This is a genomic window from Occallatibacter sp., from assembly GCF_035317045.1.
Lineage (GTDB): Bacteria > Acidobacteriota > Terriglobia > Terriglobales > Acidobacteriaceae > Telmatobacter.
This window is the reverse complement of the sequence record NZ_DATHHT010000023.1, coordinates 68278-92930: the sequence shown is the minus strand read 5'-3', so window position 1 is coordinate 92930 and position 24653 is coordinate 68278. Positions and strand designations below refer to the sequence as shown.

Below are 24653 nucleotides of genomic sequence, written 5' to 3'. Positions count from 1 at the left end.
CCCTCCTGTCGTTAATGCGCGATCCTGGAACGGAGACAGCATGAAATCCTTGAGAGATGTATTCGAAAAGCTCTCGCACGCGGATTCCAAAAGAGCTGAGCGGCGACCGGCACATGGATTCGTCGCCCACTATTGGAGCGGTGAAGCCGCGCGCCAGGACGAGATCAAGGATATTAGTTCCACCGGGCTCTATCTGCTTACGGAAGAGCGCTGGCTTCCAGGCACCGTAATTTCGCTTACGCTGCAGATGAAGAGTCCGCTGGAAGAAATCTCAGAGCGCCGGATCGCCGTGCAGGCCAAGACCGTTCGTTGGGGAGATGACGGGGTCGGATTCTCGTTCATTTTGCCCGATAACACTGATGCCCGCCCGTGGAAGTTTCTTCTTGAGAGTGCGGCAGAGCAATCGGAACCGAATGGCGTTCTTGACCTCGCACGCCTTGCCAAGGCGATCGCCTTCCTTAGCCGACTATGGCCACTGGGAGCCAAGGAAGTAACGCAACTGGTTTATGGCGGGTTGACAAAGGGGAGAGTCGCGAATGCCGTGGAGATTTTGCTTAAAGCAGAATGCCTGCTGCCACCCGCTTTCTCCACCGAAAGCATAAACGCCCGGCCGGGCCTCGTTGTGAAGGTTCTTCAATATGGCTCATGGGCAGACGAGCGCTGGATTCAGCAACTATGGGCGGGGCTACTCGTTTCATCCTGCACCGTTCCCCAAAAGGATGACTCGAACGAGGTCTTCGCTGACCTTCTCGGAAAACTCGCCACTGTTCACGTCCGCATCTTGAAATATGCATGCGTACGCGTCAGTGCACTTCGGTCTGAATCCGGGGCGGCTTCATTGGAACCCGTGATCTGCGGAAGAGAAGAAATCATGGAAATCTCAGCTTCACGCGAACTTCTTCGGATCGAACGCGACCTCGATCATCTGTATGGTCTTGGATTGCTGGAAAGACGCGCCAAAAGTGCATCGACTTCCACGCACTATGCTGCGGATATCACTCCCAGTCGTCTCGGCCTGGACCTATACGATCGCTGCAAGGTCTCTCTCGGCTAACTTCATCGAAACCGCAGACTGCTGAGCTTGAGTTCACGGTCTTCATGCCAATCGACGGAATTCTACTCCAAAATAAGAAGCCTTCCGGTCTGCCCTGCTCCCCTCAACTGTGAGGAGCAGGTACAGGCTGGAAGGCTTTCTAAATCGATTGCACACTGCATGCAAGCGCGCGTCGGTTTAGTGTTTCCTCGGCGAGAAGCCCAACTGGAACGTAGCCATTACGCTGCGTCCCGGCAGCAACTGCATGGTATCGAGCGGGCTCGGCGTATATTGAACCAGCGAGTTTGCAACCGCGTTGGCTGGACCGATGGTTACGACGTCGTGGCTGTCGAACAGGTTGTTGAAGCTCAGCTTGATCTTCGACTGATCGAACCGCGATTCGCTGCGGATTGTGTAATTGAAGAAGAGGTTGCTCATCCAGAATGGATCGAGCGGAACTACCTGGTGGAATGCGCCGTCATCGTTCCAGCGGGTGCCTACGCGCTTGCTGAACAAGCCCACATCCCACGACTTTTTCTGGTAGGTGAGGCCGGTGCTCTCGGTATCATGCGGGGCGCTGGCCACCCAAGCCGACGGAGAAGCCGGCACCGCCGGTGAAGTACCTGTGGCCGCGGTTCCTGAACTGGCTTCGTACTTCGCCTGGCCAAAGGTGCCGTTCATGAAGAGGCTGATTCCGCGGGCGATGTAGAGATTGCCCTCGGCTTCCACGCCGTTGGTGTTGGAAGGCGGCGTCGCATAGTAGAAAGTAAACCCCGCATCCGGTCCTGACGAGGGCGTGAAACTCGAGTACTGATTCACAAAGTGGATGTGATAAAAATCGCCGTCAACGCTGAGGTGATTCAGCTTCAACACGGTTCCGCCCTGGTAGGTGGAGGCAATGGCGGGTGGCGGCGTCACTGCGACTTGCGCTCCAGTCACGTCGAAGACGCTGCTGAAGGGAACGATACTGCCGCGTCCGTATTGGCCATACACCGACCAGTTGTTGCGGATGCGGAAGTTGGCCTCGAACGAGGGCAGCCAGGAGTTGTAGTTGGCTGTGTTTGTGACGTAGGCGTTTCCATTCAGGCTGCCTACCGTTTTTCCGTCGGCGAATTGCTTGAGCCAGAAGTGGAAGTAGGCATCTTTGATACCTGCTGTGATGGTCACGCGCGGAATCGCGACTAATTGGAACTCGGCATAGGGCTGAACTGTGGTGATGTTGAAGTTCTCGTGGAACTTGATGTTTTTGATTCCGGGGGCATCCACCCATGTGTCCGGATCGCTCTTGATCTGATAGCGATTCGTCGGCGTCAATTCCCACCAGCCGCCGGTGCGGAAGACGCCGAAGCGGGAGGCATAGCTGAGACTGCCGATCTCGCCAATGCGGTTGTACTGGTTCATCTTGTTGATGCCACTCGTGGCGTTCACCGCGGCTTCAGTCGGCGTGGACGCGAGCAGGTCGGTAGTCTGGTCGTTCTGGTAGTGCTGGTGGTTGGAGTACGAGTAGGTGTAGGACCTGGACTCGCCTCTCCAGCCGCGACCCAGGTCCGAGGTCAGCGTTGCGATTTCGAAGTTAGTGGGGACATGGTAGGTGTAGTAGCGATAATAGTTCCCGTTCAGCGTCCCATCGGGATTGAGATGGTTGGCATCGAGAAGGTAATTATCGCCGTGGTCCTGAATCTGCTGGCGGGTTGCGTCGTTGTTCGGGGTGTTGGCGTCGACAAGTATCGACGTGCCTATCAATGTGAAGTTAGTCTGATCTGAAACCTTGTAATTGAACTTGAGGCTCGCCGCCGTACGCACCTGCGGACTGTTGGTGAGATAGCCGTCGGATGTCTGATGATGGCCCTCGAACCATAGATTGGACTTGGGATTCTTTCCGCCGAAGAGACCGGAATTGAATTCGCCCAGGTACTGCTGGGTATTCCACGAGCCGTAGGATTCCTCGGCGCGGAAAGTCATGGCGTCGCCCAGTTTCGGCGAAAACAGGTGAATCGATCCGCCGAAGTTTGCTGGTCCCATGTCAGAAGCGGTTCCGGGGCTGCGATCGAAGTCGACGTAGCCGATGGCCGGCGCCGGTACATAGGCCCAGGAGTGATGGCTGGGATCGTTGGCATCCTCGAACGGAACGCCGTCCCAGGTCATCGTGTAGTCGTCGTCGACAAAACCGCGGAAGTAGATCTTTGCCTGGCCGTTGCCGATGCCGTTGTTGCTCCAGCTCACGGTGCCCGGAGCAGCCTGGATGATGTCGCTGAAGTCGGTTACGGGCGAAGTGTACTCATTGACGTACTGGCTCGTAATTTCAGTCCGCGCCGAACCGGCGTCGAGGACCGCCTTGACGGGTGAAAGCTGAGATGCGATGGAGGTGTCTGCTTCTGCTTCGACGGTGACTTCCTCGGAAACCGATGCCAGCGTCAGGCGAATGGATAGTCCCGCGGCCGTGCCCGCCGAGACAACGGCGCGACGATGCTCGGTCGCATATCCGGTTCCCGAAACTTCAACGGTGTAGGCGCCCGGAGGCAGGTCCTGAACCTTGAACTTGCCATCTGCGCCTGTCACCAGGGTGCGTTCCACCTTGTCCGCGCTGGAGACAGCAACCGAAACGCCCAGGGCTGCCTGTCCGCGTGGATCGACAACCGAGCCCTGAATGCTGCCTGTCGATTGTGCTTGAATGAGACTCGAGCCTGCCAATACCAACGCAAGGCACACGAATACCTGCATGGCTTTCCGCCACTTATGCAGAACTGAGATGTTCAACTTGTTGCCTCCGTGAAAAGAACGTTACAAGTGAGAATTGGGGAATAATTTTCCTCAGAGTAACGACCAATTGCGAAAGAACGTTGACAGTTCTGTTTAAATCTGATGAACGCGGACCCGTTCTTCCGGATTTCCGCCACGCGGTAATCTGCCGATGATGCATTTCCTTCGCGGGGATATCGTGAACGCGGAAAGACCGGCGCAACAGATTCTGGTTTTGTCAGGAGGGACGCGGAAGGACTATCTAGAAATCGTGAGAGCGGCTCCCGAGCCGGATACCGCGGGCATTGCGTCAGACTCGGTGTATTGTGGCAACGCGACTCTTTAGCTACACATTCTGCGGCGACAAATTCTCGCGAGGGGGTTGTGTTTCAATGCCTTTGGCGTTGCCGCGACTGAGTTTTTGCGCCTTCACATCCCAGGCAAGGCCGAGAATGCGCAGGACGAGAATTCCATACCAGTTCGGATCGAATTCGTACCAGGCCATCCCATGACGGGCTGATTGAGGATAGGCGTGATGGTTGTTGTGCCAGCCCTCCCCAAAGGTCAGGAGCGCCACCCAAAGGCTGTTCCTGGAATCATCATGCGTGCCAAAGCGCCGTCTTCCCCACATATGCGTGGCGGAGTTGACCAGCCAGGTGGAGTGAAGCCCAATTACCGTACGAAGGAAGATGCCCCAGAGAACCCAACGCCATCCGCCGATGGCCAAAAGCAGACAGGCCAGTATCGTGATCGGCACCCAGTGCCAGCGGCTGATCCACATTTGAAAGCGGTCTTTACGCAGCTCGGGCACATAGGGCATAAGCGCAGCTGAATTCTTTTGCATGGTCTGACCGGTGAGAACCCAGCCCATATGAGCCCAAAAACCACCATCGTGGGGAGAATGCGGATCGCCCTCTTTATCGGTGTTCTGGTGATGCATGCGATGGGTGGCAACCCAGAGTAACGGTCCCCCTTCCAGGGCCAGAGTACCGCACACGGCCAGGACATATTCCATCCACTTGGTCGTTTTGTAACCACGATGCGTGAGCAGCCGGTGGTATCCCATCCCGATGCCGAGGCTCCCAGCAACCCACCACAGCAGTCCCGCGAGAAGGAGGGCTTTCCAACTGAAGAAGAACAGCGCTGCCACTGCGCCGGCGTGAAACAAGACCATGAAGAAGATTGTGATCCAGATGGCTGGCTGTCTGAACGTCCTATCCCGTTTGAAGAATTCTGACATTCGCATAATTCCGCCGATACTCAACGAATCAGGGGTCTGAATCTCAGGTCCCGTTGGCTACCTGCTTCAATCTTCGCCACTGGTTTCAGAGGATCTCTCAGAAAGGGGGAGTGAGCGAATAGGGTAGCGCCACACTACTTTCAAGATCTCACCGAATCACTTCCGAGGGCTGGTCAATATTGAACAGTTTCGGGTGAATTCCTGGCGAGCCAAGTCAACCCGAAGTATCCAGGAACTCCGGAAGTGCGTCATCCAGTGGATTTGCGGGGCGCGGCGGGCGGATGAATTTGTGCAACGTGAAGGGTGAATTGGGCAGTAAACCACGCAACGTTGTCGATCGGGGACGTGATGCGCGGTTTGCCTTGAGGCATATGTTCGCCACACAGAGAACACTTCGCTGAGACGGGAATGCCGTTCTCGTCATATCTCGTTTGCAGTGCCGGCAATTGTGGCATACCTCGATTGTAACCCTCTCAGCTTCGTGTCCTCTTATCGACCGAGCGCGCGATAGCATTCCCTTCGCCTTAGAGAGCGGACCGTCGTCCGCTGATCAGGTTGAAGACGAGAACGATCAACGCAATCACCAACAATAAGTGAATCAGCCCGCCGCCCAAGTGGAGGCTAAAGCCAAGGAGCCACAAAATCAGAATGACTGCAAAAATTGTCCAAAGCATATATTCCCCTTCTCAAAAGAGTGCGGACGTCCCGGCTTGGAATCTGCCGGGAGAGTCCGCAGTGTGTTTAGAACGACTGTTGTTAGTTCGAGGCGACTGCTTGCGCTTTTGCGTTCCTGACGGCCTCGAGGAAGGAGTGCGCCTCGCCCGGCATGGCAACTTCACCCTTCAAGATTCGGGCATTGGAGACGTCATGGCCGTAAACGGCCCTGGTGGAATCCTCGTCATGGCGAATCGAAGCACCGTTCAAAGTTAGTCCGGCAAAGGCTCCCCTGGCTCGTGAATAGGTCAGGATCTCTGCATCCATTTTCCAATCGGTGTCGGCTGAAGCGTGGCGACCTACCGGTCCGGCTGCCGCTGAGGCGTCCGCACCCAATTCAAACCTGCTGGAGAGCAGCTGTTTCATTCCCCGCTCATTCTGGATGATCATGACCAGGTCCACACCTTCGACGCCGATCTGCAATCCCCAGCTGCCGCCTGTGATCGCAAAGAAGATTGGCGCGCTCCAGCCGTCCGGAGTCCTGCAGGTGGCTACGCCGCGGCCATTTTCCGCGCCGAACACAAAGCCGCCCTTGAGGAGATGGGGAACGACGGCAACGCATTTTGCGTGTTCCAGAACCTCTTGCGGGATACCTTTATCCGGCGCGGCCATGATCTCGTGCAAAACACTGCCCGCATGGTCCAACCGGTCGTTGGTTGCTTCGCGATTGGTTCCCGCCCAGCCAATGCTGGTCAGACTGAGTAGTGCAACAAAGGTGATAGCTTTCTTCATTCAAACACCATTTTCTACCTGTGCGCATCGGCGCCTGCTTTCCGCACACTAAGGCGCACGAGGTACTTCTCACGGTAGGGGGGCCGCGCACATCTGTCTGAGCAATAGCGCTCTATTTGTGAAATGCGAAGCAGTTGCCCGACGACAACGCTGAAAGGCAAGAATCACCTATAGCTACAATCAGTCGCCCGAAAGCGCGCCGCCCGAGATAGGCGGCTTTCCCGGGAGAGTAGTCAAAAGTGAGCAGTCAAAAAGAGTTCCGCCATGCCACACTCGCGACAGGCCGATGGCGGGCAAGGCGGATCGCACGACAAAGGCGATGGCAACCATGCTGGCGGCGATCACAAGTACCGTTCAGCTGCGGCATGAAGCGGTGGAGCATACCATACCAGCTCAGCCGCTTTGCATTTGGCGACAACCTTGCCATATCTATGTGCCTGAATGGATTCGGCGCCTTTGCAGCAAGAAAAGATTTTCGATATGCGTCATGCTTGATCGATTGCGATATCTACGGAAGGTGAGCATTACTACACAGACTTGATCCTATCTAAGTGGGAGCCTTCAACATGACGTGCAACACGTCGCCTATCAGTCCTCGCAGCTCGATATGGTACTGCGCAGGCGAGTAATCGAAGGATGATCGGTCAAAAGGATCCTATGCGTACGATTCGGGTTCTATTCGCATCTCTTGCATTGGCCATGCCGGCCACACTTATCGGGCAGATTCAGCTATCCATCTCGATCGGCCCGCCTGCTCTGCCTGTCTACGAGCAGCCACTCTGCCCTGGAGATGGCTATCTTTGGACACCCGGCTACTGGGCTTATGACGAGAGCGCTACCGGCTACTACTGGGTCGACGGTGAATGGGTGATGGCTCCGGAACAGGGCTTGCTGTGGACTCCCCCCTACTGGGGTTGGGGAGACGGCGGGTATCGCTTTCACGAAGGCTACTGGGGATCCGAGGTTGGGTTTTACGGCGGCATTAACTACGGCTTCGGGTACTCAGGCAGCGGCTATGATGGAGGACGCTGGGACCACGGGCAGTTCTTCTACAACCGTTCGGCCAACAACGTGGATGTCGCAAGAAATCGCAATGTCTATGACACACACTTCAGGAGCCAAAACGAAAGCCGTGTCAGCTTCAACGGCGGCAGCGGTGGCATCGAGGCACGGGCTTCCTCTGAGCAAGAGGCCGCAGGGAGACAGAGACATGTTGCACCCGTAGCGGTTCAGATTGAACATGCGCAGACAGCGCGAGTTAGTCCAACTTTTCGGTCATCGTCTAATCGCGGTAACCAGCCAGGCGCAGTGAGCACGAGACCGGAAGCAGTCAATGAACATCGGGCTGCAGAACCCAGACCGGTAATCGAAGCTATAAGGCCTGAAGGCGCTGGCGCGACAGTGGAGCCTCGCGCCGAGCAGCCAACAAGGCAGCCTGAAAACAATCAGACTCGAAGGCTTGTCCATCCAAATGATCTAACTCCCATAGCACGTCCCGACCCAACAAACTCAGGAAATGCCAAGGCGGATCGGAAGTATGAACAGCAGCAGGGCAACTTGATTACCAGGCAGAACCAGGATCGCCAAAACCTTCAGCAGAGGCAAGACTCGGAGCATCAGCAGTTGAGCCGGCAAAAGGCCACCGATTCCCGGACACAGCAAGTTGAGCAGAAACATCAGCAGCAGACACAACAGTTATCGAACAGGCACGAGGCCCAGCAACAGTCCTTGCAGGCTCGGCAGCCGAAGCAGCAAAACAAGCAGGATCGACCTGACAAGAAGAATTGAGTGCAGGTTGAATTCGTTGGCAGCGGCCGGGCAGATTGCCCGGCCGTCGCTGTTTGCGCCCCAGTCGAAGCGGTTACATCCAATCGCAGTAGGTGCGGATGACCAGATCGTCGCCCACAGATCACGGTCTCGCGTTTGTCTGCAACAAAGTGAGCAGTTTTGACCAGACACGCGCGCTCGAACCACGTGATGATGGACAGAGAGTGATCGTAGATGCGGTCGGTCTGAGACCGTCTGTCCGCATGCAGTGTACCTCTATGCACCGATGGGCAATTCCGACAGCGTTGCCGCAAAGGTGGGCAGTCCGTACAAGAAGGACGGTAACGAGGTAACTATCCTGACGAGCCTTGACCCTAAAACATTCGATCCCGCTGGCTTTCTGGCAAGTGCTGGACTTGGCCGGAGAATTATCGAGTTGAAGCCGAAGCAGACATTCTTTTGCCAGGGAGACGCCGCGGACTCCGTGTTTTACCTGCAGAAGGGCCGAGCACGGCTCACCGTTGTCTCAGAGAACGGCAAAGAGGCTACGATCACTCTTCTATCTGCTACTGATTTTGTTGGAGAGGAATCTCTGGCCGCAATCGTGGGCTTGCACCTGGCGACCGCTACTGCCGTCAATTCCTGCACAGCGCTAAAGATTGGCAGAGAAGAGATGATCCGCGTAATGCATGATGAGCCGGCCTTTGCCGAGATCTTCCTCAAATTCCTGCTGGTCCGCAGTATGCGAATCCAGGCTGATCTTGTCGATCAGCTTTTCAATTCCAGCGAAAAACGTCTTGCGCGGATTCTCCTATTGATGGCGGAATTCGGCAAACCAGGTGAACCGGAGACTTTTATTCCGCAAATCACGCAGCAGACATTGGCGGATATGATCGGCACCACGCGGTCCCGCGTGAGCTTCTTTATGAACCGCTTTCGCAAGCTTGGTTTCATAAGCTATAGCGGCCGTATCCAGGTTCATAAATCGCTGCTCAATGTAGTCTTGCTCGACCAGTTGCCAGAGCACAATGCCAAGAAGCCACCAATCCCATTTCCCAGGAAAGTTCTTAAGTCCGCGGCTAAGACTGTGAAAACAACCATGCGTAAGCCGACTCGACGGCTTCGGAGTGCGTAGCGACCTCGAAACGCCCGCGGCGGAATCCCTTTGGCATTCCGGCACGCGAGCCTTGGCCAGCGTATGCTTGGAGGAGACACTGTTTCCCCCTTTCTCGCCTTCGGCACTCCAGGCTTCGCTTCAGACGAGCATCTTCCAAGCAAGCAACCAAACGACTGGAGCTGCCATGAGCCTCATCAAGAAAGCGGACGTAAAGAACCACCTTTCCGCCCGCCACCGCAGCGAGATTCACCTGGCTCGACCCGAGAGCCAGTCAGATGCAACCGGCTTCGCGCATGAGGACTCCACAGGCGGAGATTCCAAAGTGCACGATTCGGTGGACAATCCACTCAATATTCCCACCACTCCTGAGACGGATACCACTCCGACGGCCACTTCCAAAAGCGTAAAAGCTTGATGTTGCATTCCATCTTTTTACGCAGCGGGTGCACGTTGCCAGATCGTGTTGACCCGCTTAGAGAGCGCTTTTGTGACAATTGGGCTCATGTTGAAAAGATTGAAGCGTCGAATTTCGATGTAATGATCCGTAGAGCCGGCTGGCACTTCATGTGGGTGCAGGGATCCTGTTCGCGGCAAGGATGCGGGCGAACAGAAGAACTTGCAATTCATCGCGCCTTAGCCCGTGCGCTGAGAGGGATCAACAAGCGATTCAATGCCGCGGAGTTTGATTCTCTCCGGATCTCGCGGTTTCCAGGCTTCTACATCGCGAACGTCACAATGGAAGCCCGGCAGATTCAGCAAAACACATCGCTGGACGTTGTTGTCGAGAGCCACCCGTTGGCAATTCCCGCACGATAAGCTGCGGGACAATACGAGAGCCAAATGATGATCGAAGCACCCGCGTGTAATGGGTGCAATCCGTCATGCACGACGTAGACTAAAACTGAAAGCAGGACAAATGCTTTTTCCAAATACGAAGAATTCTGTAAAACCTTTTGAAGGATCGCTTCCTGCGGCCTCTTTCTCGGTCCCATTCGAAGAGTGCACCCTGCCACTGCCTACCCGCATTGCGTTTGTGGGGAACTATTTGCCGCGCGAGTGCGGCATCGCAACCTTCACGACCGACCTGTGCAATGCTCTTACAGACGAATTCGGCCACGGTCGCCTCTTTGCGATTCCGGTCAACGATCCCGATTCAAGTTACGAATACCCGGAGCAGGTTCGTCTTGAGTTGGAGCAAGAGGATCTAGCGTCATACGAGCGAGCCGCAGAGTTTCTCAACTTCAATGGCAACGACCTTGTTTGCCTGCAACATGAATATGGTATTTTTGGAGGCGCCGCCGGCCGCTACATTCTGGCATTGCTTCGCAAATTGAAAATGCCGCTGGTGACGACGCTACACACCGTTCTGCGCGAGCCCGATGCAAATCAACGTATCGTGCTGGAAGAAATCGCGCAGCTCTCTGATCGTCTGGTTGTAATGAGCGAACTAGCGGCCCAGCTTCTTCGCGATGTGTATTCGGTTCCAAGCGGGAAGATCGACGTGATCCCGCACGGCGTGCCGGACCTTCCTTTCATGGATCCCAACTATTTCAAGGACAAGTTCGGCACCGAGGGAAAATCCGTCTTGCTCACCTTTGGACTCTTATCCCCTAACAAGGGAATTGAGAACGTGATTCGAGCACTACCCGCGATTCTGAAGCGCCATCCGAACGTGGTCTATATCGTTTCCGGGGTAACGCATCCACACATCCGGCGACGTGAAGGAGAGGTCTACCGCGAAAGCCTGCAGGTGCTTGCCGAGCAGCTCGGCGTCAGCGATCACCTGATTCTCAACAATCGCTTTGTGAGTGCGGAAGAGCTCGTGGAGCATGTGGGGGCGGCGGATATCTACATCACTCCTTATCGGCAGGAAGCGCAGATCGTGTCTGGCACTCTTGCCATCGCGCTTGGAGCAGGCAAAGCGATCATCTCAACGCCCTATTGGCATGCCAAGGAGCTGCTTGCTGAGAAGAGAGGCGTCGTCGTTCCCTTTGAGAAACCCGACGCCATCTCCGAGGCAGTTCTCGCTCTACTCGAGAACCCTGCGGAACGCCACGCGATGCGCAAGAGGGCTTATCTCTACTCCCGTGGGACAACCTGGCCGAAAACGGCGAAGGCCTATATGGCAAGCTTTCAGCGCGCACGGTTCGAGCGTTCATTGCAGCCGAAGGCGAGCCACCCGGATGATTTAGTTGTGCCACCGGCAGAGTCTGAAGATCTGCTGCCGGAGCTCGACATCCGCCATCTTTTGACCATGACGGATGACACAGGGATGTTGCAGCATGCAATCTTTTCTGTACCCAATTCACGCGAGGGCTATACGACGGACGACAACGCTCGCGCGCTCATTGTTTCCACTCGCCTTGAGGCTGTGGATGAATCCAGGCACCTTGATCTCTCTCGGAGGTACCTTGCTTTTCTCTGGCTCGCGTTCAATTCCGATGCGGGGCGTTTCAGGAACTTCCTGAGCTACGACCGCAATTGGCTGGAACAGATTGGTTCAGAAGACAGCCATGGACGTGCTCTGTGGGCTTTGGGAACTGTCCTGGGGCAATCGCAGAATGCCGGATTGCGCGGCGCTGCAGGAAGACTCTTCGAGGCCGCGGTTCCTTCAGCCATGATGTTTACGAGTCCGCGCGCATGGGCGTTCAGCGTGCTCGGAATGCAGGCATATCTTGGACGCTTCCCAGGCGACAGAGAGATTCAAAGCCATCGCAACACGCTAGCCGATCGCCTGCTGGATATTTACCTACGAAGCTCCAATGATACTTGGCATTGGTTTGAGAAAAGCCTTTCCTACTCAAACGCAAGATTGCCGCAGGCGCTCATTCTGGCCGGATGGCACAGTGAAAACAAGAGAATGATTGCTGCCGGAGTCGAGGCGCTGGAATGGCTCGTTGCGGCGCAGCACCGGGACGACTCGATGATGTTCGTGCCTCTCGGTTCCAGCGGATCCTTCAGTGAGGGCAAAGAGAGACCGCGCTTTGATCAGCAACCGGTGGAAGCTTGCGGCACGATCTCTGCCTGCCTGGAGGCATACAAGCTGACGCGGGACGAGCGTTGGCGCGATGAAGCAAATCGCGTGTTCGATTGGTTCCTTGGCAAGAACGACCTCCGCGTGGCGCTATACGATGCCACAACAGGCGGGTGCAAGGACGGACTGCATCCAGATCGCGTCAACGAGAACCAGGGAGCTGAATCTACGCTCTCCTTCCTGATGGCCCAGCTTGACATGCAGGCATCACCTGAAACAAGCGCAGAAACAACGTACCCGGAAAGAGCGTTCCCCGTTGAATTCGAATACCGCAACAGCTCCGTTTCATGATTCGCCGGCTGTCGAATCCAGCGAAACTCACCTTCTCACACGCTACGAGCACAACCCGATTCTGAGCAGGGAAAATTGGCCCTATCCAATCAACAGCGTCTTCAACGCCGGGGCTGTGCGTCTCGATGATGGAGACACATTGCTACTGTGTCGCGTGGAGGACCGGCGCGGCATTTCACACCTTTGCGCCGCTCGTTCTGCCAACGGTATCGATGGATGGCGCATCGACCAGAAACCCACGCTCGTTGCAAATCCGCGCGAGTATCCTGAAGAAGTCTGGGGCATCGAAGATCCCCGCATCACTTTCGTCCCGGAGCTCGAACAATACGCGGTGGCTTACACCTCGTTTGCCCGCGGCGGCCCCGGAGTTTCACTGGCTCTCACGAAGGACTTCAGAACCTTTGATCGATACGGCGTAATCATGCCGCCTGAAGACAAAGATGCCGCATTGCTGCCACGGAGAATCAACGGATACTGGGCCATGATCCATCGTCCGGTAACTACGCTTGGCGCCCACATGTGGATTTCGTATTCGCCGGATCTGAGGCATTGGGGCAGCCATAAAGTCATCCTGGAAGCCCGACGCGGCGGATGGTGGGATGCGAACAAGATTGGGTTATGCTCCCCTCCGATCGAAACACCAAAGGGATGGCTGATGATTTATCACGGGGTGCGGCAAACTGCATCCGGAAGTATCTATCGCCTGGGCCTCGCGCTCTTCGATCTGGAAAAGCCGGAAGTTTGCTTGCAGCGGGGAGAATCCTGGATGTTCGGCCCGGATGCACCCTATGAGCGCAGTGGAGACGTGAACGACGTCGTGTTTCCGTGCGGACAGACAATTGGGGCCGATGGAGACACCATCAATCTCTACTACGGTGCAGCCGACTCGTGCATTGCCATGGCCACGGGCAGCATCCATGCATTTCTCGCCTGGCTGGAAGCAAATCCCAGTTCGGGCGATGGGGTTGCGCGGTGAAACTCGCTCTCGTTTTACTGAAAGGATGTTCCGGATGACTGCTGCAACCACAACCTGGCCAAGTTGGCTGCCGCATGTTCTGTGGCCCCGACGCGTTTGCCCTTCCTGCAACTCGGATCAATTCAAACCCGGTGAGTTGCGTTCGATTGATGGGCTCCTGGCGATGTTTGCTCTTCGGCCGGTTCGCTGCATGTTCTGCTGGCGGCGTTACTACTGGCTTTCCCTGCGAGGCGCAGAATGAGCACTCTGATATCAGAGTGGCTTCACACATCGAATCATTTGGGGTTCGAATCGCTGTCTAAATCTTCGAGCTTCTGGCCATCCGCTCTTCCGATCAGAGAACAATATTTCCTGTGAAAGATCCCGTAGGCGAGATTGGCTCTCTCCATGTATTGGTGAATCTGATTTGCAAGTTTGTATTCAGCAGTTTCGATTTTTTCGATCCGGTCTCCGAGAACGTCTCTAATCTCATCACAGTCAATCGCGAACGAGTGATCTTTGTAGCCATATAGCAACTGGCGTGCGAATTTGTCGGCATCTTCCTTGCTCAGACCTTCTCGCTTCAGCAACTTCTGTGCGTAGTGTGCTGCCGATTCCGAAACGCGCTCGTACAATCCGAGGTGTTGAATGCTGAGAGTTTTTTCCAGAAAACTGGCAAGCATCTCTCCCGCCCCGGAACGTGTTTACTAAGTTGTTGATGAGTTGGTGGACGCGGCTGGAATCGAACCAGCAACCTGTCGGTTAAGAGAAGAAAGATGTTGATTTCAAGGTTGCTCCATCATCCTCAATGAATATGCGGGTTCCCTAGTATCCATGCGGGTTTTATGCTGATCTGGCCTCATAAATTCAGTAGTAGGTGTTAGCACAAGATAGCCGCATTTAGCAGCATAGTCACTCCAGTTTCCACTCTAGGTCATTTGACCGTATGTACCTGCGTTAGCGATATTTAGTGCGGTGCTCCTGTTGTGTACAGGAGTCAACAGCAGATTTGGTATAATAGAGGTGCTCACCCTGAAGAGGTGAGAGCTTACCAAATTCGGGCCTTCGGAATAGTGAAGGTTCCGCGCCTTCGTATAGTTGCGGTCCCGTGCAACGCGGGAACGACTAAACGGCCAACCTCGGTGCCGTTGATGTAGCCAACCGAGCGTCTCTGAGAACTCCGTAGTTCATTCCCCACCAAAATCCAATCTCAGGAGATTTCCCCGATGGCTACAACATCGAAGAGGCGCACACCTGTGTCCAGTTCGGCAGGGCATCGTGTGCCTGCAACACGTGGCCCCCGCATGCTGCACCAGCAGCCGCCAGCGACACCCACTGCGCTACTTACTGCGGATCAAGTCGCTGCTGAACTACATATACACCGCATCACCGTTTACAAGATGATCGCTGCCCGCCAGATCGAGTCTGTCAGGCTCAACTCTCGCACGGTACGTATCAAGCGGTCTGAGCTTGATCGGGTCATCTCTACCAGCACCCGGCCCGTGAACCCGAAGTTTATGATCGGCACCCGCTAGAAGGTATGTTGCGTAACTGTTCAACGAATACAAGAACGGCAGAGCGGCCGTCATCAGGAGGAAGGTTCAGTGAAAGTCAATCGAAAGCGGAAACCAGTACGGCGCGCAAAGCCCAAGGTGAAGCCATGGGCTGAACAATACCTCACGGATCATGCAGTCAGTGTGGAGTTCGCATTGCGCAGCCACGTGAAGATCTACGACGACCGGATTTTGTTCCATCGCATCTGCCCACTGACAGGCAGAGACCTTGATGCTACGAGCACGCGGCACAAGGTTCCACCTATCGACACGAAGACGGGCAAACCGATGAAGTTCACCCGTAAACGCGGCGGGGGCAATGTGCTCTACTTCCCCTCCAGCTTGAATTGGAAGCCCGCCTTTGCTGACACGTCCGTCGATTTCTACATCGTTGAGTCAGAGTGTAGTGCACTTGCGCTCGCGGAACGCGACTTCTATGCGATAGGCACTGGTGGCAAAGATGGCGTGTTCATGGCTGGAACAAAGAAGCAGAAGCTGCACGAGTATTTGAGCAACATCAAGTGGAGTGGTCGTCGGGTGCTCTTGGCGTTCGACGGCGATGTTCTTACCAATCAAGATGTGCGTGAGTCTGCGCACGCCGCTGCAAAGCTCTTTGCGGAGGCAGTGTGATGGCAAGAAAGAAAACTGGCGCTCGGGTGTGTGTCTTGCCGATTCCTCCGCTGCCCGGAGAAAAAGGTGCCTCGCCCTGCGATGTCATCGCGCGGTGGGGAGTTGGTGTTATCAAGGATCTCGCCCTCACCATGCCTCAATGGAGCGGTGCTGCTGCCGATGAGAGTACAGGCATCAAGCTCTCGCTTCTGCGTGCTGACACTGTAGAGGATAAGCCGATGGAGTTTTTACTCGACCAGCGCATTTTGCTGCGTATGCTGAGCGGCCTGTGTGGGCATCCCGGTAGCTGCAAGACGTGGGTTGGGCTAAAGATTGCGGCCGATGGCTCACGTGGCATCGACACATTCACCGGGAAGAGAATCAGACCGTTCAACACACTGTACTGGACCAATGAGAGCTTGCCCGAAACGATTCGACGCCGCTTCAAAGCGATGGGCGGTGATCTCACGCGCCTGTTCATTCTCACTGGTGCGGTGGACTCTACTAACAAGTCTGTAAACCTTACGCTCGAAAACATCGCTGAGCTAGAGCAGGCAGTAACGAAGTCGAAAGCAAAGCTGTTCATCGTAGATCCTCTGCAATCGTTCCTGGGCGCGAAGGTCAACATGAATCAGGCGAACGAGACACGTCCGTTGCTTGACGGCATCTCTGCCTTGGCTGACAAACATCGCTTGGCGGTCATCATCATTCGACATCTCTCAAAAGTTGGTGGCTCTCAAGCTGTATCACGTGCGCTTGGCTCTATAGAGGCGAAGGGTGCGAAGAAGTCGGAGATCGCGCGTGAATTCGGCATCAGCCGACAGACGTTGTATACGTACTTGGCCGCTTAATGAATCTCTCGCATCAAAGGCGCGACGTCTACGCAGGTACACATTGTAGGAGACGGAGATATATAACACGACACGGAAGGAAGACGAAATGGGATTGTTCAAGAAAGCCGGTTCGAAGAACTGGTACTACGACTTCATCTACAGGGGAGTCCGTTATCAGCGCAGTTCAGACACCACGAGCAAACAACTCGCGCAGAAAGCGATGGATCAACGACGCCGCGAACTGATCGAGGGTGTTCACCACATCCTGAAAGAGCGGAAGCCGGTCATGTTCATAAAAGCATCTACCGATTGGCTCGAAATCAACAAGGCCCGCTGGAGTCCAAACCAACATCGGATCGAGTCATACAACCTGAAGCATCTCACTCCGCATTTCGGCAAAATGCTGCTCACTGACATCAGCGGCGATGATGTAGGTCGGTACCAGACCAAGCGCAAAGATGAAAGTGCAGCACCAAAAACAATCAATCTGGAAACGGCGTCTCTTCGTGCCATCATGCGCAAGCACAGGTTGTGGGCGAACATCCAACTAGACACACGGATGCTCAAGACCAGTGAAGGAGTGGGCCGCGCACTCAGCGACGATGAGCAGCACCGTCTACTGGTCGCGTGCAAGGCCAACAGGTCGCGTGGCCTGTATCCTGCATTTCTTGTCAGTCTGCGTACAGGTCTGCGTAGCGGCGAACTACTGAATCTCCAGTGGCGCAACGTCGATCTTGTAAACGGCTGTATCACTGTAGGCAAATCTAAGACGCAGGCAGGCGAGGGCAGAATTGTTCCGCTTCCGTAGATGCCCTCAACTGCCTGAAGGGGTGGTGCAAGAACTTCCCCGGTGCCAAGTCTGAGCACTTCGTCTTTCCATCCGAGCAGTACGGACTGGACGGCGAGAAGGGCCACAAGAGCGGCAAAGTTGTTCCCCACTCTATCGACCCAACGAAGCACATCTCCTCGTTCAAGGTTGCATGGGACGCGGCGCGTAAGAAGGCCAAGGTGCAATGTCGCTGGCACGACGCACGGCATACGTTCATTTCGAAGATCGGAGAAAGTGCGGTCTCGGATCGAACCATCATGGCGCTTGCGGGTCACGTATCGAAGAAGATGCTGGAGCGATACAGCCACATCGGGAACACGGCCAAACGGCAAGCCATCACTGCGGCATTCGACACGGCCACTGAGCCTGCAAAGAAGATCAAGAAACAGGCCACACAAAAGCAGTCACTCCAGTTTCCACTCCAGTCAGAAGGAGCAGAGACCGGGCGGATAATGTAGAAAATCACTGGAACCTGCATATTTATTGGGGATTTTAGATGGTGGACGCGGCTGGAATCGAACCAGCAACCTGTCGGTTAAGAGCCGAATGCTCTGCCAGTTGAGCTACGCGTCCAGAGGGTTTGAAAACGCTATGCAGTGGGAAAGTTGCGTGGCGCGGATCCGAGTGAAAATCATCACTGACCCTTGAAAAATATAACACAGTGCGAGGCACTCCTCCAAAGCAGTGCATTCCCAGCACGCGATCGCCTTTGCGTCGTACCGCGCGCCGCCCGGACTCTTGCACCGCACTACCAGACCCACTGACGCAGTGTCGGATGCAGCGCCAACAATGCAAATGCCAGCGCCGGTATCGCGGTTCGTTGTTCCTTTGCTTTTACCTTTGGCTTGTTCTTGTGGTCTTTGACTAGAACGTGAATGCCACGCCTGCTCCAACGCTGCGCTGATCCTGCGCGAACACTACCACTCCGCCATTCAGCAGATACGGCCGGTATCCTTCGGCAAGCAGGTTATTCACATCCAGCAGCGCCTCGATACCGAGGCCATCGTGATGGGTTGCAATCGGCTGCCGCAAGTGCAGATTGAGATACGGCTGGATTGCACCGACGGAATACGACGCAATCGGCGTCACCGTGTCCGCTGGTTGCCATCGATAGCTGGCGCGCCAGCGAGTTCCAGTTCCGTCGATCTTGCCCGAAAGCGATATGGCGTACATTTGCGCGTGCCGCGGCCTTGCCGCGCTGAATACCTGGTTCAGCGCGGTCGCATGCACGAGCGCCGGCATTACCAGAGCATCGCCGTTGGCGTAGCTCATGCGGATGCTGCTGCCACCCGCCATGCGATGCTCGACCGCCGCCATCACTCCAGCGCTCGCATAGTTCTGTCCCGCGCCCCGCATGAGGCCGCTGATCGGGTCGCTCAACACACCATCGCCTGCAAAGGTGCGCCCGCTGGCCTCGATCACCGGATTTTCAAGCTGGTCTGAATACACCGCAAAGGACATGCCCGAAGCATCGGTCCGCCGCTCCCAGCCGAGTTCCTGGTGCAGTCCGTGCTGAAGCGCCAGTTGGGCCCCCCGCATCGAAACCTGTGGCAAATAGTATCCCGCCCGGGACTCACCCTGATTCGCAGCGACCGGCGCGCTTGCCATCCGGTAGCTCACCGTTGACTTGCCACCATGCCAGGACACCGTTGCGAAGGGCAGTGTCGCAAGAATCGTATTCGGAGAATCCTGGCTGAAGCGAGCCATCACCTGCTGTGCTCCCGCATCGATTTCCAATTCGTCACCGAGATGGATGGTTTCGGAACTGAGCAAAGCGGCTTCTTCCAGCCCTTCGCCGCCTGATCCTTCAATCACAGGATGGATCGAGATTGCCGCCAGAGACTCGACGGATCCCGCAAATCCAAGATCCTGCCGGAAGCCGAGCATCGACTCCATGCCGGCATCCGTATCGGGCGCAAAGTCGACCCGCGCCAGCAGTTCGCGGCTGTTGGATGGTGTATCTTCCACGCTGGCGGTAAACCGCTCGCCGCTCTCGCCGAACGTACCGTCCTGTCCGGTCGCCATCAACCGAGCCTTCAGTTTCGGCCGGCCTCCCGGTCGATCCGAGACCACCACCAGCGGTCCATCTTCAAGCCAGCGCAGCAGAGGCCGATTGGCCGCGGAACGCAGCGTCCACTCCCAGTCATCCTGTTTCGCATTCGTCGCACGCGGTTCCGTCGGCAACCACTGCATCACTTCGAACAGAGTGTTCAGGGTCAGGTTGACAATGGTATTTGTGTGAACCCGAACATTCTCCCGCAAGGAGGGCAGGAACGTAGCGCCCATCGCCTTGACGGCGTATTTACCGGGAAGGATGCCGCTGAAGCTAAAGTCGCCTTTGCTGCCGGTGTAGACGGCGGCAATCACGCTCATGTCGGGCCGCAACAACTGCACCACGGCGCCGATCTGGGGAACACCGCTGGAATCGCGCACGACCCCGGAAACCGAACCGGGCAAGGCAGCGCACAGGGGCAGTGACGCCACCGCGAAGAGCGCGATCATGGAAACGAGATGGAGCCTGCGCATCATCACTCGTATTGGTGACCCGGCGGCGTCCTGGCTTAAGTCCTGGGAATCAAGTGCCCGCAGGTTTCCCGATCTGATGCCGGTTAACCGAATATGCGGGGCCTTCGTACTATTCCACGACAAAAGGTGCCGATTGCGCAATCTCTTGTTTTGAGATTTCGTCATTTATTTTGATCGTCACCTTATATTTGCCCGGTTGCAGGCCAGCCACTTTGATGGTTTTTTCCACCGTTAACTGGTCACTGTGTTCGCCAAAGTCTTTGGAATCTTGCTCTTTCTCAAAGACAACCGTGTTTGTTGCCGAATCAATGATCTGGTACGTTACTTTCGCCTCGTTGCTCTTGGTCTGGTCATTAATACCCAGGTTGTAGACCTGCATCCAGAAATTGAGGTCCTGATCCCGTTTGAAGCTGACTGGAGTGGCCGGATTGGGGGTCACACGCGGGCAGACATGAACGTTGCCAATGACGCAACTACCCTGACCGATGTCGTGCGAACTGACCGCATAAATCTTGTCGGCCAGAATGAGAGACGAAGTGCCAAGCTTTTCGTCATGATACGCAGGCACTTCCAGACTTCGCCCGTACACTCCAATGTGATCTGGATTGTTTACATCCTTGATGGCGATATCGAGCCGGTACAGGCCCGGGAGAAGCGGTACCGCCTTCCAGTAAATGGACTTGCGGTCGAGTGATTTCTCCAGCAGTTCGGAGGGCTGCTCCACTTCCACGGTGTCTTCGAAGGTCTGGACCGTCTTGTGGGTGAGGGTCGTTACCTTGCCCAGGATATTCACGACACCCTTGGCAACCCCGTCCTTGGTCACAAACGTGATATCTCGATTCTTGATCTGCACTGTGACCGGCACCAGCACCGTGCTGGAGGTCACCTTTACGAAATCTGTTCGCACATCGAACGGAAAGATCGGCCCTGAGAGCAGTTTGTGCTCGGTCATGGCACTCTCGAGATCCGTAAACTTGATCTGCGGCGGAGCAAAGAGTTTGGCAGCCAATTCGATGCGGTCGAATTCCTTCGACTGATTTTGGCTCGACATCGGACCCGCACCCAGGTTCTCAAACCCTCCCTTGAATCGATCAGCTTTCTTTGCCTGGCCCATCTCTTCCCATTGGGTCAGACCGGCGCCGGGAACCTTGGACAGCGCGTCCTTTTCACTGCGATCAATGGTGAAGTGGAAGTCGCCGCACTGACAGGTATCCACAAACTCCATGTCGATGTTTTCGCCAATACCCGCGAGATAGCGATAATGCCAGACTTCAAACGGGAAGGTTGAAGTTTCGCCGCCGCCTTCTTCGACGGGGCGCTGGTAAGATCCGCCTGAAGGATGGGATTCAGTGGAATCCGGCGCGCCAAAGGCAATATACATATGTCCGCGATCCGTCTTCCAACCCGGCTTCCCGGCGGCAAAGTGGTCATTCGCATACTGAATGCGCCGGTAGTGTTCCTCCCGGAATTCGTTGTCGGGGGAGTCGGGGTTGGGGTTGCGCCGCAGCCAGAACTGCTCAATGAAGGCTTCGCGCTCCTCATCATTGCTCAGGTTCTTGAAAGCCTTCCGCTCTTCCTCGGTAATGATGTACGCCACATCCTGATCCAGCCAGGTCTTGTAGGCGCCCTTCAACTCTTTCCGGACTTCCGCTTGTGCCTTGAACTTCTCTTCATCCGAGCGCTGGCGCTTCAAGGGATCCGGTTGCTGATCCTGGTCGGAAGCGGGCCGCGTCTGCAAGGACGGGTCTGGCGTCTGCTGTGCTTGAATCCGGAACTTGGGTACTACGATCAGGCCGCAGCCGAGTGCGACTAAGAGGATCGAACGGCCATTGAAAGTCATTGCGTCGGAAACTCCCTACAGTGCCTTATTCTACGGGCCCAAAACGTGCGGAGCAAGGCATGATGCAACTGTCGCTGCCAATTGGACGCCCGGGTAACCGATAGGTCACCTCCAAGAGCCTGTTTTCCGCAAAAATAGCCCGAAATCCGGAGACAAACGGCAACTCTCCCACGTCAAGAAAGAATACGCAATCTTCTCTGAAACTGGCTGGTCGTTCCTCCGGGGCCTGGGCCAGGTGCCCGGACATCACCAGCGTGGATGCCTGCGCTACGTGCATGCAGCGCCGCACGGTCGCAATCCGTAAGACTTTGAATTCGCGCCACGCGTGAATTTGACACACTTTGGGAACCGGGCGGGAAGGTTTTGCGTAGAATGAATTCGGAGCTTCCTGGAGTCTTACAGCGCCCATGAAAAAGATCATTCTGATCGTTTCTGCCGTTATTGTGGCTATCGTCCTTGTTGCCGTCTTCGTCGTCAAGCAGCAGTCGGGCTACACCAAGGTTCTCACCGCCAAGATCCATCGCCAGGATCTTGCCACTGTTGTCAGCGGAACCGGCCAAATCAAGCCGAAGACATATGTCAACGTCGGCGCGACCTCGTTCGGCCGGATTACGCACCTCATGGTGAAGGAAGGCGACCACGTAAAGAGGGGCCAGGTGATTGCCACCGTTGAGAATGTGCAACCGGAGGCAAACGTCCAGTCCCAGAAAGCCACCATCTCTGCCGCCAAGACCGACATTTCGTCGTACATCGCCGCAGAAAAGACCGCGGAAGCCAACGTCGAACATGCCAAGGCCGACCTCGAGCAAAAACAGCTCGATTGGGACCGTGCGCAAAGCCTCCTGAAAGCGGGCATCATGGCCAAGCAGGACTTCGACGCCAAGAAGGCCGCCTATGACACCGATGTGGCTTCGGTATCCCAGGCCGAGGCCCAACTGAACCAGGCCAAGGCGCAAACAGCCTCAGCCCGCGGGCACCTTGACCAGCAGGTGGCCCAGCTCCGCTTTAACGAAGACGCATTGAGCAAGACTGTTTCGATCGCCCCTTTTGATGGCATCGTTACGAATCTGCCTGTGCGCGAGGGAGAAACGGTCGTCGTCGGCATTCAGAATGCCGAAGGGTCTACGCTGATGACGATCGCCGACATGAGCGTCGTTACCGCTGAGGTCAAGGTGGATGAAACCGACATCGTAAATATTAAAAACGGTCAGCCCGCCGAGGTCAGCGTTGATGCCATTCCCGGCAAGAGCTTCAAGGGGCACGTCACCCTGGTAGGCGATCAGGCACTGCTGCGCTCAACGGGCGTAGCTACCTCGCAGTCGACAACTGGCACGGAAGAGGCGAAGGACTTCAAGGTCATTGTCACGCTCGACACCCCCACCGACGAGCTGCGGCCGGGACTCTCCACGACTGCCAAGATAACGACAGCGGCGAAACCGAGTGTGTTGTCGCTCCCCATCCAGGCACTCACTATGTACACGCCGCCCGCTCCGACCAGCAACGGAAACGTCGAAGCCGCATCCACCTCTTCCGGCGCGAAGACCCCCCCGGTGCAGGGCGTCTACATTGTCGAAAAGGATGCGCATGGCAAACAGCGGGCCAAATTCGTCCCCGTAACCACTGGCATCACAGGTGCAACCGATATCGAGGTTCTCACCGGTCTCCACGAGGGCGACGAAGTTGTGATTGGCCCCTACAAGACTCTGCGGGTCTTGAAGAACGGCGCACTCTTGAAACGCGATACAACACCTCCGGCGACAACGGCAACGACGAGTTGACGTCCCGGAACGGACAGGCGCGCAAGTCAAACGAAGTATCCGCAGGGTGCGGCAGGCACAGGCAGAAAAGGATTACGTTCTCATGGCTCTGAACAGCGTCATCTCCGAGGTGGAAATGCAGCAATCCTCTGGACCGAACGGCGACATGATCGTGGTCGAGGATCTGTGGCGCACCTATGACATGGGTTCCGAACAGCAGGTGCAGGCACTGCGCGGCGTTAATCTCCGCATCAAGCAGAACGAATACGTCGCCATCATGGGCCCGTCCGGCTCCGGCAAGTCCACCCTGATGAATCTGATCGGCTGCCTCGACACGCCGTCCAAAGGCAAGTACTGGCTTAACGACCAGCTCGTCAGCGAACTCGACGATGACGAACTGGCGCGCATCCGGAACAAGGAAATCGGATTCGTCTTCCAGACCTTCAACCTTCTGTCGCGTGCCACTTCCCTGCATAACGTTGAGTTGCCGCTCATCTACAACGGCACGCCTGCTGCCGAGCGTATTGAACGAGCCAAACAATCGCTGATCAGCGTCGGCCTTGAATCTCGCATGAACCACAAGCCCAATGAGCTCTCCGGCGGCCAGCGCCAGCGTGTCGCCGTCGCCCGTGCGCTGGTCAACAGCCCCTCGATCATCCTGGCCGACGAGCCTACCGGCAACCTTGACTCCAAGACCGGCATCGAGATCATGGCGCTGTTCGACACACTGCAAGCCAAGGGCAACACCATCGTGCTCGTCACCCACGAGCCCGATATCGCCGAGTATGCGCATCGCGTCGTCCATATTCGCGATGGCCAGATCTACTCCGACGAGCCTTCCAAGCGCTTCCGCACATAGCATAGGTGCATATTCCAATCGGGTCATCCTGAAAGAGGCCTTCTCGGGCCTCGCGAAGAATCGTTTGCGCGTTTAGAAACTTGCGCGTTGATGAATGATCCGCGTTCCTTCATTTCCTATGCCCGATTTTCACTTCCCTTGTTCTCTTTTTTTCTTGCTCCCTCTTTCCCTCGGTCCCCAGTTTTCCTGCCGTTCACGTTCCTCTCATCTACGCCGATAGATTCA

Annotated in this window: 19 protein-coding genes and 1 tRNA gene; 13 read left to right on the top strand and 7 right to left on the bottom strand. The window is 55.9% G+C overall.

Annotation, left to right across the window (positions count from 1 at the left end):
* The first annotated feature begins 40 nt into the window (after nucleotides 1-40).
* The gene (locus VK574_RS10685; RefSeq protein WP_472799833.1) at nucleotides 41-1054 is read left to right on the top strand and encodes an Abi-alpha family protein; all 1014 of its coding nucleotides are present in this window, start codon (nucleotides 41-43) and stop codon (nucleotides 1052-1054) included.
* 177 nt (nucleotides 1055-1231) lie between these two features.
* Here VK574_RS10685 and VK574_RS10680 read toward each other — a convergent pair whose 3' ends face one another.
* From VK574_RS10680 to VK574_RS10665, 4 genes are all read right to left on the bottom strand, one after another.
* The gene (locus VK574_RS10680) at nucleotides 1232-3790 is read right to left on the bottom strand and encodes a TonB-dependent receptor (protein ID WP_472799832.1); all 2559 of its coding nucleotides are present in this window, start codon (nucleotides 3788-3790) and stop codon (nucleotides 1232-1234) included.
* Nucleotides 3791-4118: 328 nt separating this feature from the next.
* Nucleotides 4119-5018: an acyl-CoA desaturase gene (locus VK574_RS10675; protein WP_472799831.1), complete on the bottom strand. Its 900-nt coding sequence runs from the start codon at nucleotides 5016-5018 to the stop codon at nucleotides 4119-4121.
* 518 nt (nucleotides 5019-5536) lie between these two features.
* On the bottom strand, nucleotides 5537-5686 hold the full coding sequence (locus VK574_RS10670; protein WP_472799830.1) for a lmo0937 family membrane protein: 150 nt from the start codon (nucleotides 5684-5686) through the stop codon (nucleotides 5537-5539).
* Nucleotides 5687-5768: 82 nt separating this feature from the next.
* The gene (locus tag VK574_RS10665) at nucleotides 5769-6458 is read right to left on the bottom strand and encodes a lipid-binding SYLF domain-containing protein (protein ID WP_472799829.1); all 690 of its coding nucleotides are present in this window, start codon (nucleotides 6456-6458) and stop codon (nucleotides 5769-5771) included.
* 657 nt (nucleotides 6459-7115) lie between these two features.
* On the opposite strand from VK574_RS10665, the gene VK574_RS10660 reads away from it, so the two are divergent.
* From VK574_RS10660 to VK574_RS10615, 10 genes are all read left to right on the top strand, one after another.
* Nucleotides 7116-8246 (top strand): YXWGXW repeat-containing protein, encoded by a 1131-nt coding sequence (locus VK574_RS10660; RefSeq protein ID WP_472799828.1) that lies wholly within the window; start codon nucleotides 7116-7118, stop codon nucleotides 8244-8246.
* 265 nt (nucleotides 8247-8511) lie between these two features.
* A complete protein-coding gene (locus tag VK574_RS10655; RefSeq protein ID WP_472799827.1) occupies nucleotides 8512-9360 on the top strand; it encodes a Crp/Fnr family transcriptional regulator in 849 nt (282 codons plus the stop codon).
* A 166-nt stretch (nucleotides 9361-9526) separates the two neighbouring features.
* Complete coding sequence (locus VK574_RS10650; RefSeq protein ID WP_472799826.1) at nucleotides 9527-9757, top strand: hypothetical protein; 231 nt, start codon at nucleotides 9527-9529, stop codon at nucleotides 9755-9757.
* Between the two features lie 501 nt (nucleotides 9758-10258).
* A complete protein-coding gene (locus tag VK574_RS10645; RefSeq protein ID WP_472799825.1) occupies nucleotides 10259-12667 on the top strand; it encodes a glycosyltransferase family 4 protein in 2409 nt (802 codons plus the stop codon).
* Nucleotides 12633-13643, top strand: coding sequence for a glycoside hydrolase family 130 protein (locus VK574_RS10640; RefSeq protein WP_472799824.1), 1011 nt, complete (start codon nucleotides 12633-12635; stop codon nucleotides 13641-13643). The genes VK574_RS10645 and VK574_RS10640 overlap by 35 nt, the downstream gene beginning before the upstream one ends.
* Before the next feature lie 1205 nt (nucleotides 13644-14848).
* Entirely contained in the window at nucleotides 14849-15157 is a 309-nt protein-coding gene (locus tag VK574_RS10635) for a helix-turn-helix domain-containing protein (RefSeq protein WP_472799823.1), read from the top strand.
* A 69-nt stretch (nucleotides 15158-15226) separates the two neighbouring features.
* Nucleotides 15227-15805, top strand: coding sequence for a DUF3854 domain-containing protein (locus VK574_RS10630; RefSeq protein WP_472799822.1), 579 nt, complete (start codon nucleotides 15227-15229; stop codon nucleotides 15803-15805).
* Nucleotides 15805-16635, top strand: coding sequence for an AAA family ATPase (locus VK574_RS10625; RefSeq protein WP_472799821.1), 831 nt, complete (start codon nucleotides 15805-15807; stop codon nucleotides 16633-16635). The genes VK574_RS10630 and VK574_RS10625 overlap by 1 nt, the downstream gene beginning before the upstream one ends.
* 88 nt (nucleotides 16636-16723) lie before the next feature.
* Nucleotides 16724-17425: a tyrosine-type recombinase/integrase gene (locus tag VK574_RS10620; protein ID WP_472799820.1), complete on the top strand. Its 702-nt coding sequence runs from the start codon at nucleotides 16724-16726 to the stop codon at nucleotides 17423-17425.
* Nucleotides 17426-17439: 14 nt separating this feature from the next.
* Nucleotides 17440-17904: a tyrosine-type recombinase/integrase gene (locus VK574_RS10615; protein ID WP_472799889.1), complete on the top strand. Its 465-nt coding sequence runs from the start codon at nucleotides 17440-17442 to the stop codon at nucleotides 17902-17904.
* A 39-nt stretch (nucleotides 17905-17943) separates the two neighbouring features.
* Here the strand turns inward: VK574_RS10615 and VK574_RS10610 are convergent.
* The 3 genes from VK574_RS10610 to VK574_RS10600 form a co-directional block, all read right to left on the bottom strand.
* Nucleotides 17944-18019: transfer RNA gene (locus tag VK574_RS10610), tRNA-Lys, on the bottom strand.
* 291 nt (nucleotides 18020-18310) lie between these two features.
* On the bottom strand, nucleotides 18311-19975 hold the full coding sequence (locus tag VK574_RS10605; protein WP_472799819.1) for a carboxypeptidase-like regulatory domain-containing protein: 1665 nt from the start codon (nucleotides 19973-19975) through the stop codon (nucleotides 18311-18313).
* 106 nt (nucleotides 19976-20081) lie between these two features.
* The gene (locus VK574_RS10600) at nucleotides 20082-21812 is read right to left on the bottom strand and encodes a GWxTD domain-containing protein (protein WP_472799818.1); all 1731 of its coding nucleotides are present in this window, start codon (nucleotides 21810-21812) and stop codon (nucleotides 20082-20084) included.
* Nucleotides 21813-22219: 407 nt separating this feature from the next.
* Between VK574_RS10600 and VK574_RS10595 the strand changes: the two genes are divergently transcribed.
* Complete coding sequence (locus tag VK574_RS10595) at nucleotides 22220-23590, top strand: efflux RND transporter periplasmic adaptor subunit (RefSeq protein WP_472799817.1); 1371 nt, start codon at nucleotides 22220-22222, stop codon at nucleotides 23588-23590.
* A gap of 115 nt (nucleotides 23591-23705) precedes the next feature.
* Nucleotides 23706-24428 carry an ABC transporter ATP-binding protein gene (locus VK574_RS10590; protein WP_472799888.1) on the top strand — a complete coding sequence of 241 codons (723 nt, stop codon included), beginning with the start codon at nucleotides 23706-23708 and terminating at the stop codon, nucleotides 24426-24428.
* The last annotated feature ends 225 nt before the right edge of the window (nucleotides 24429-24653 follow it).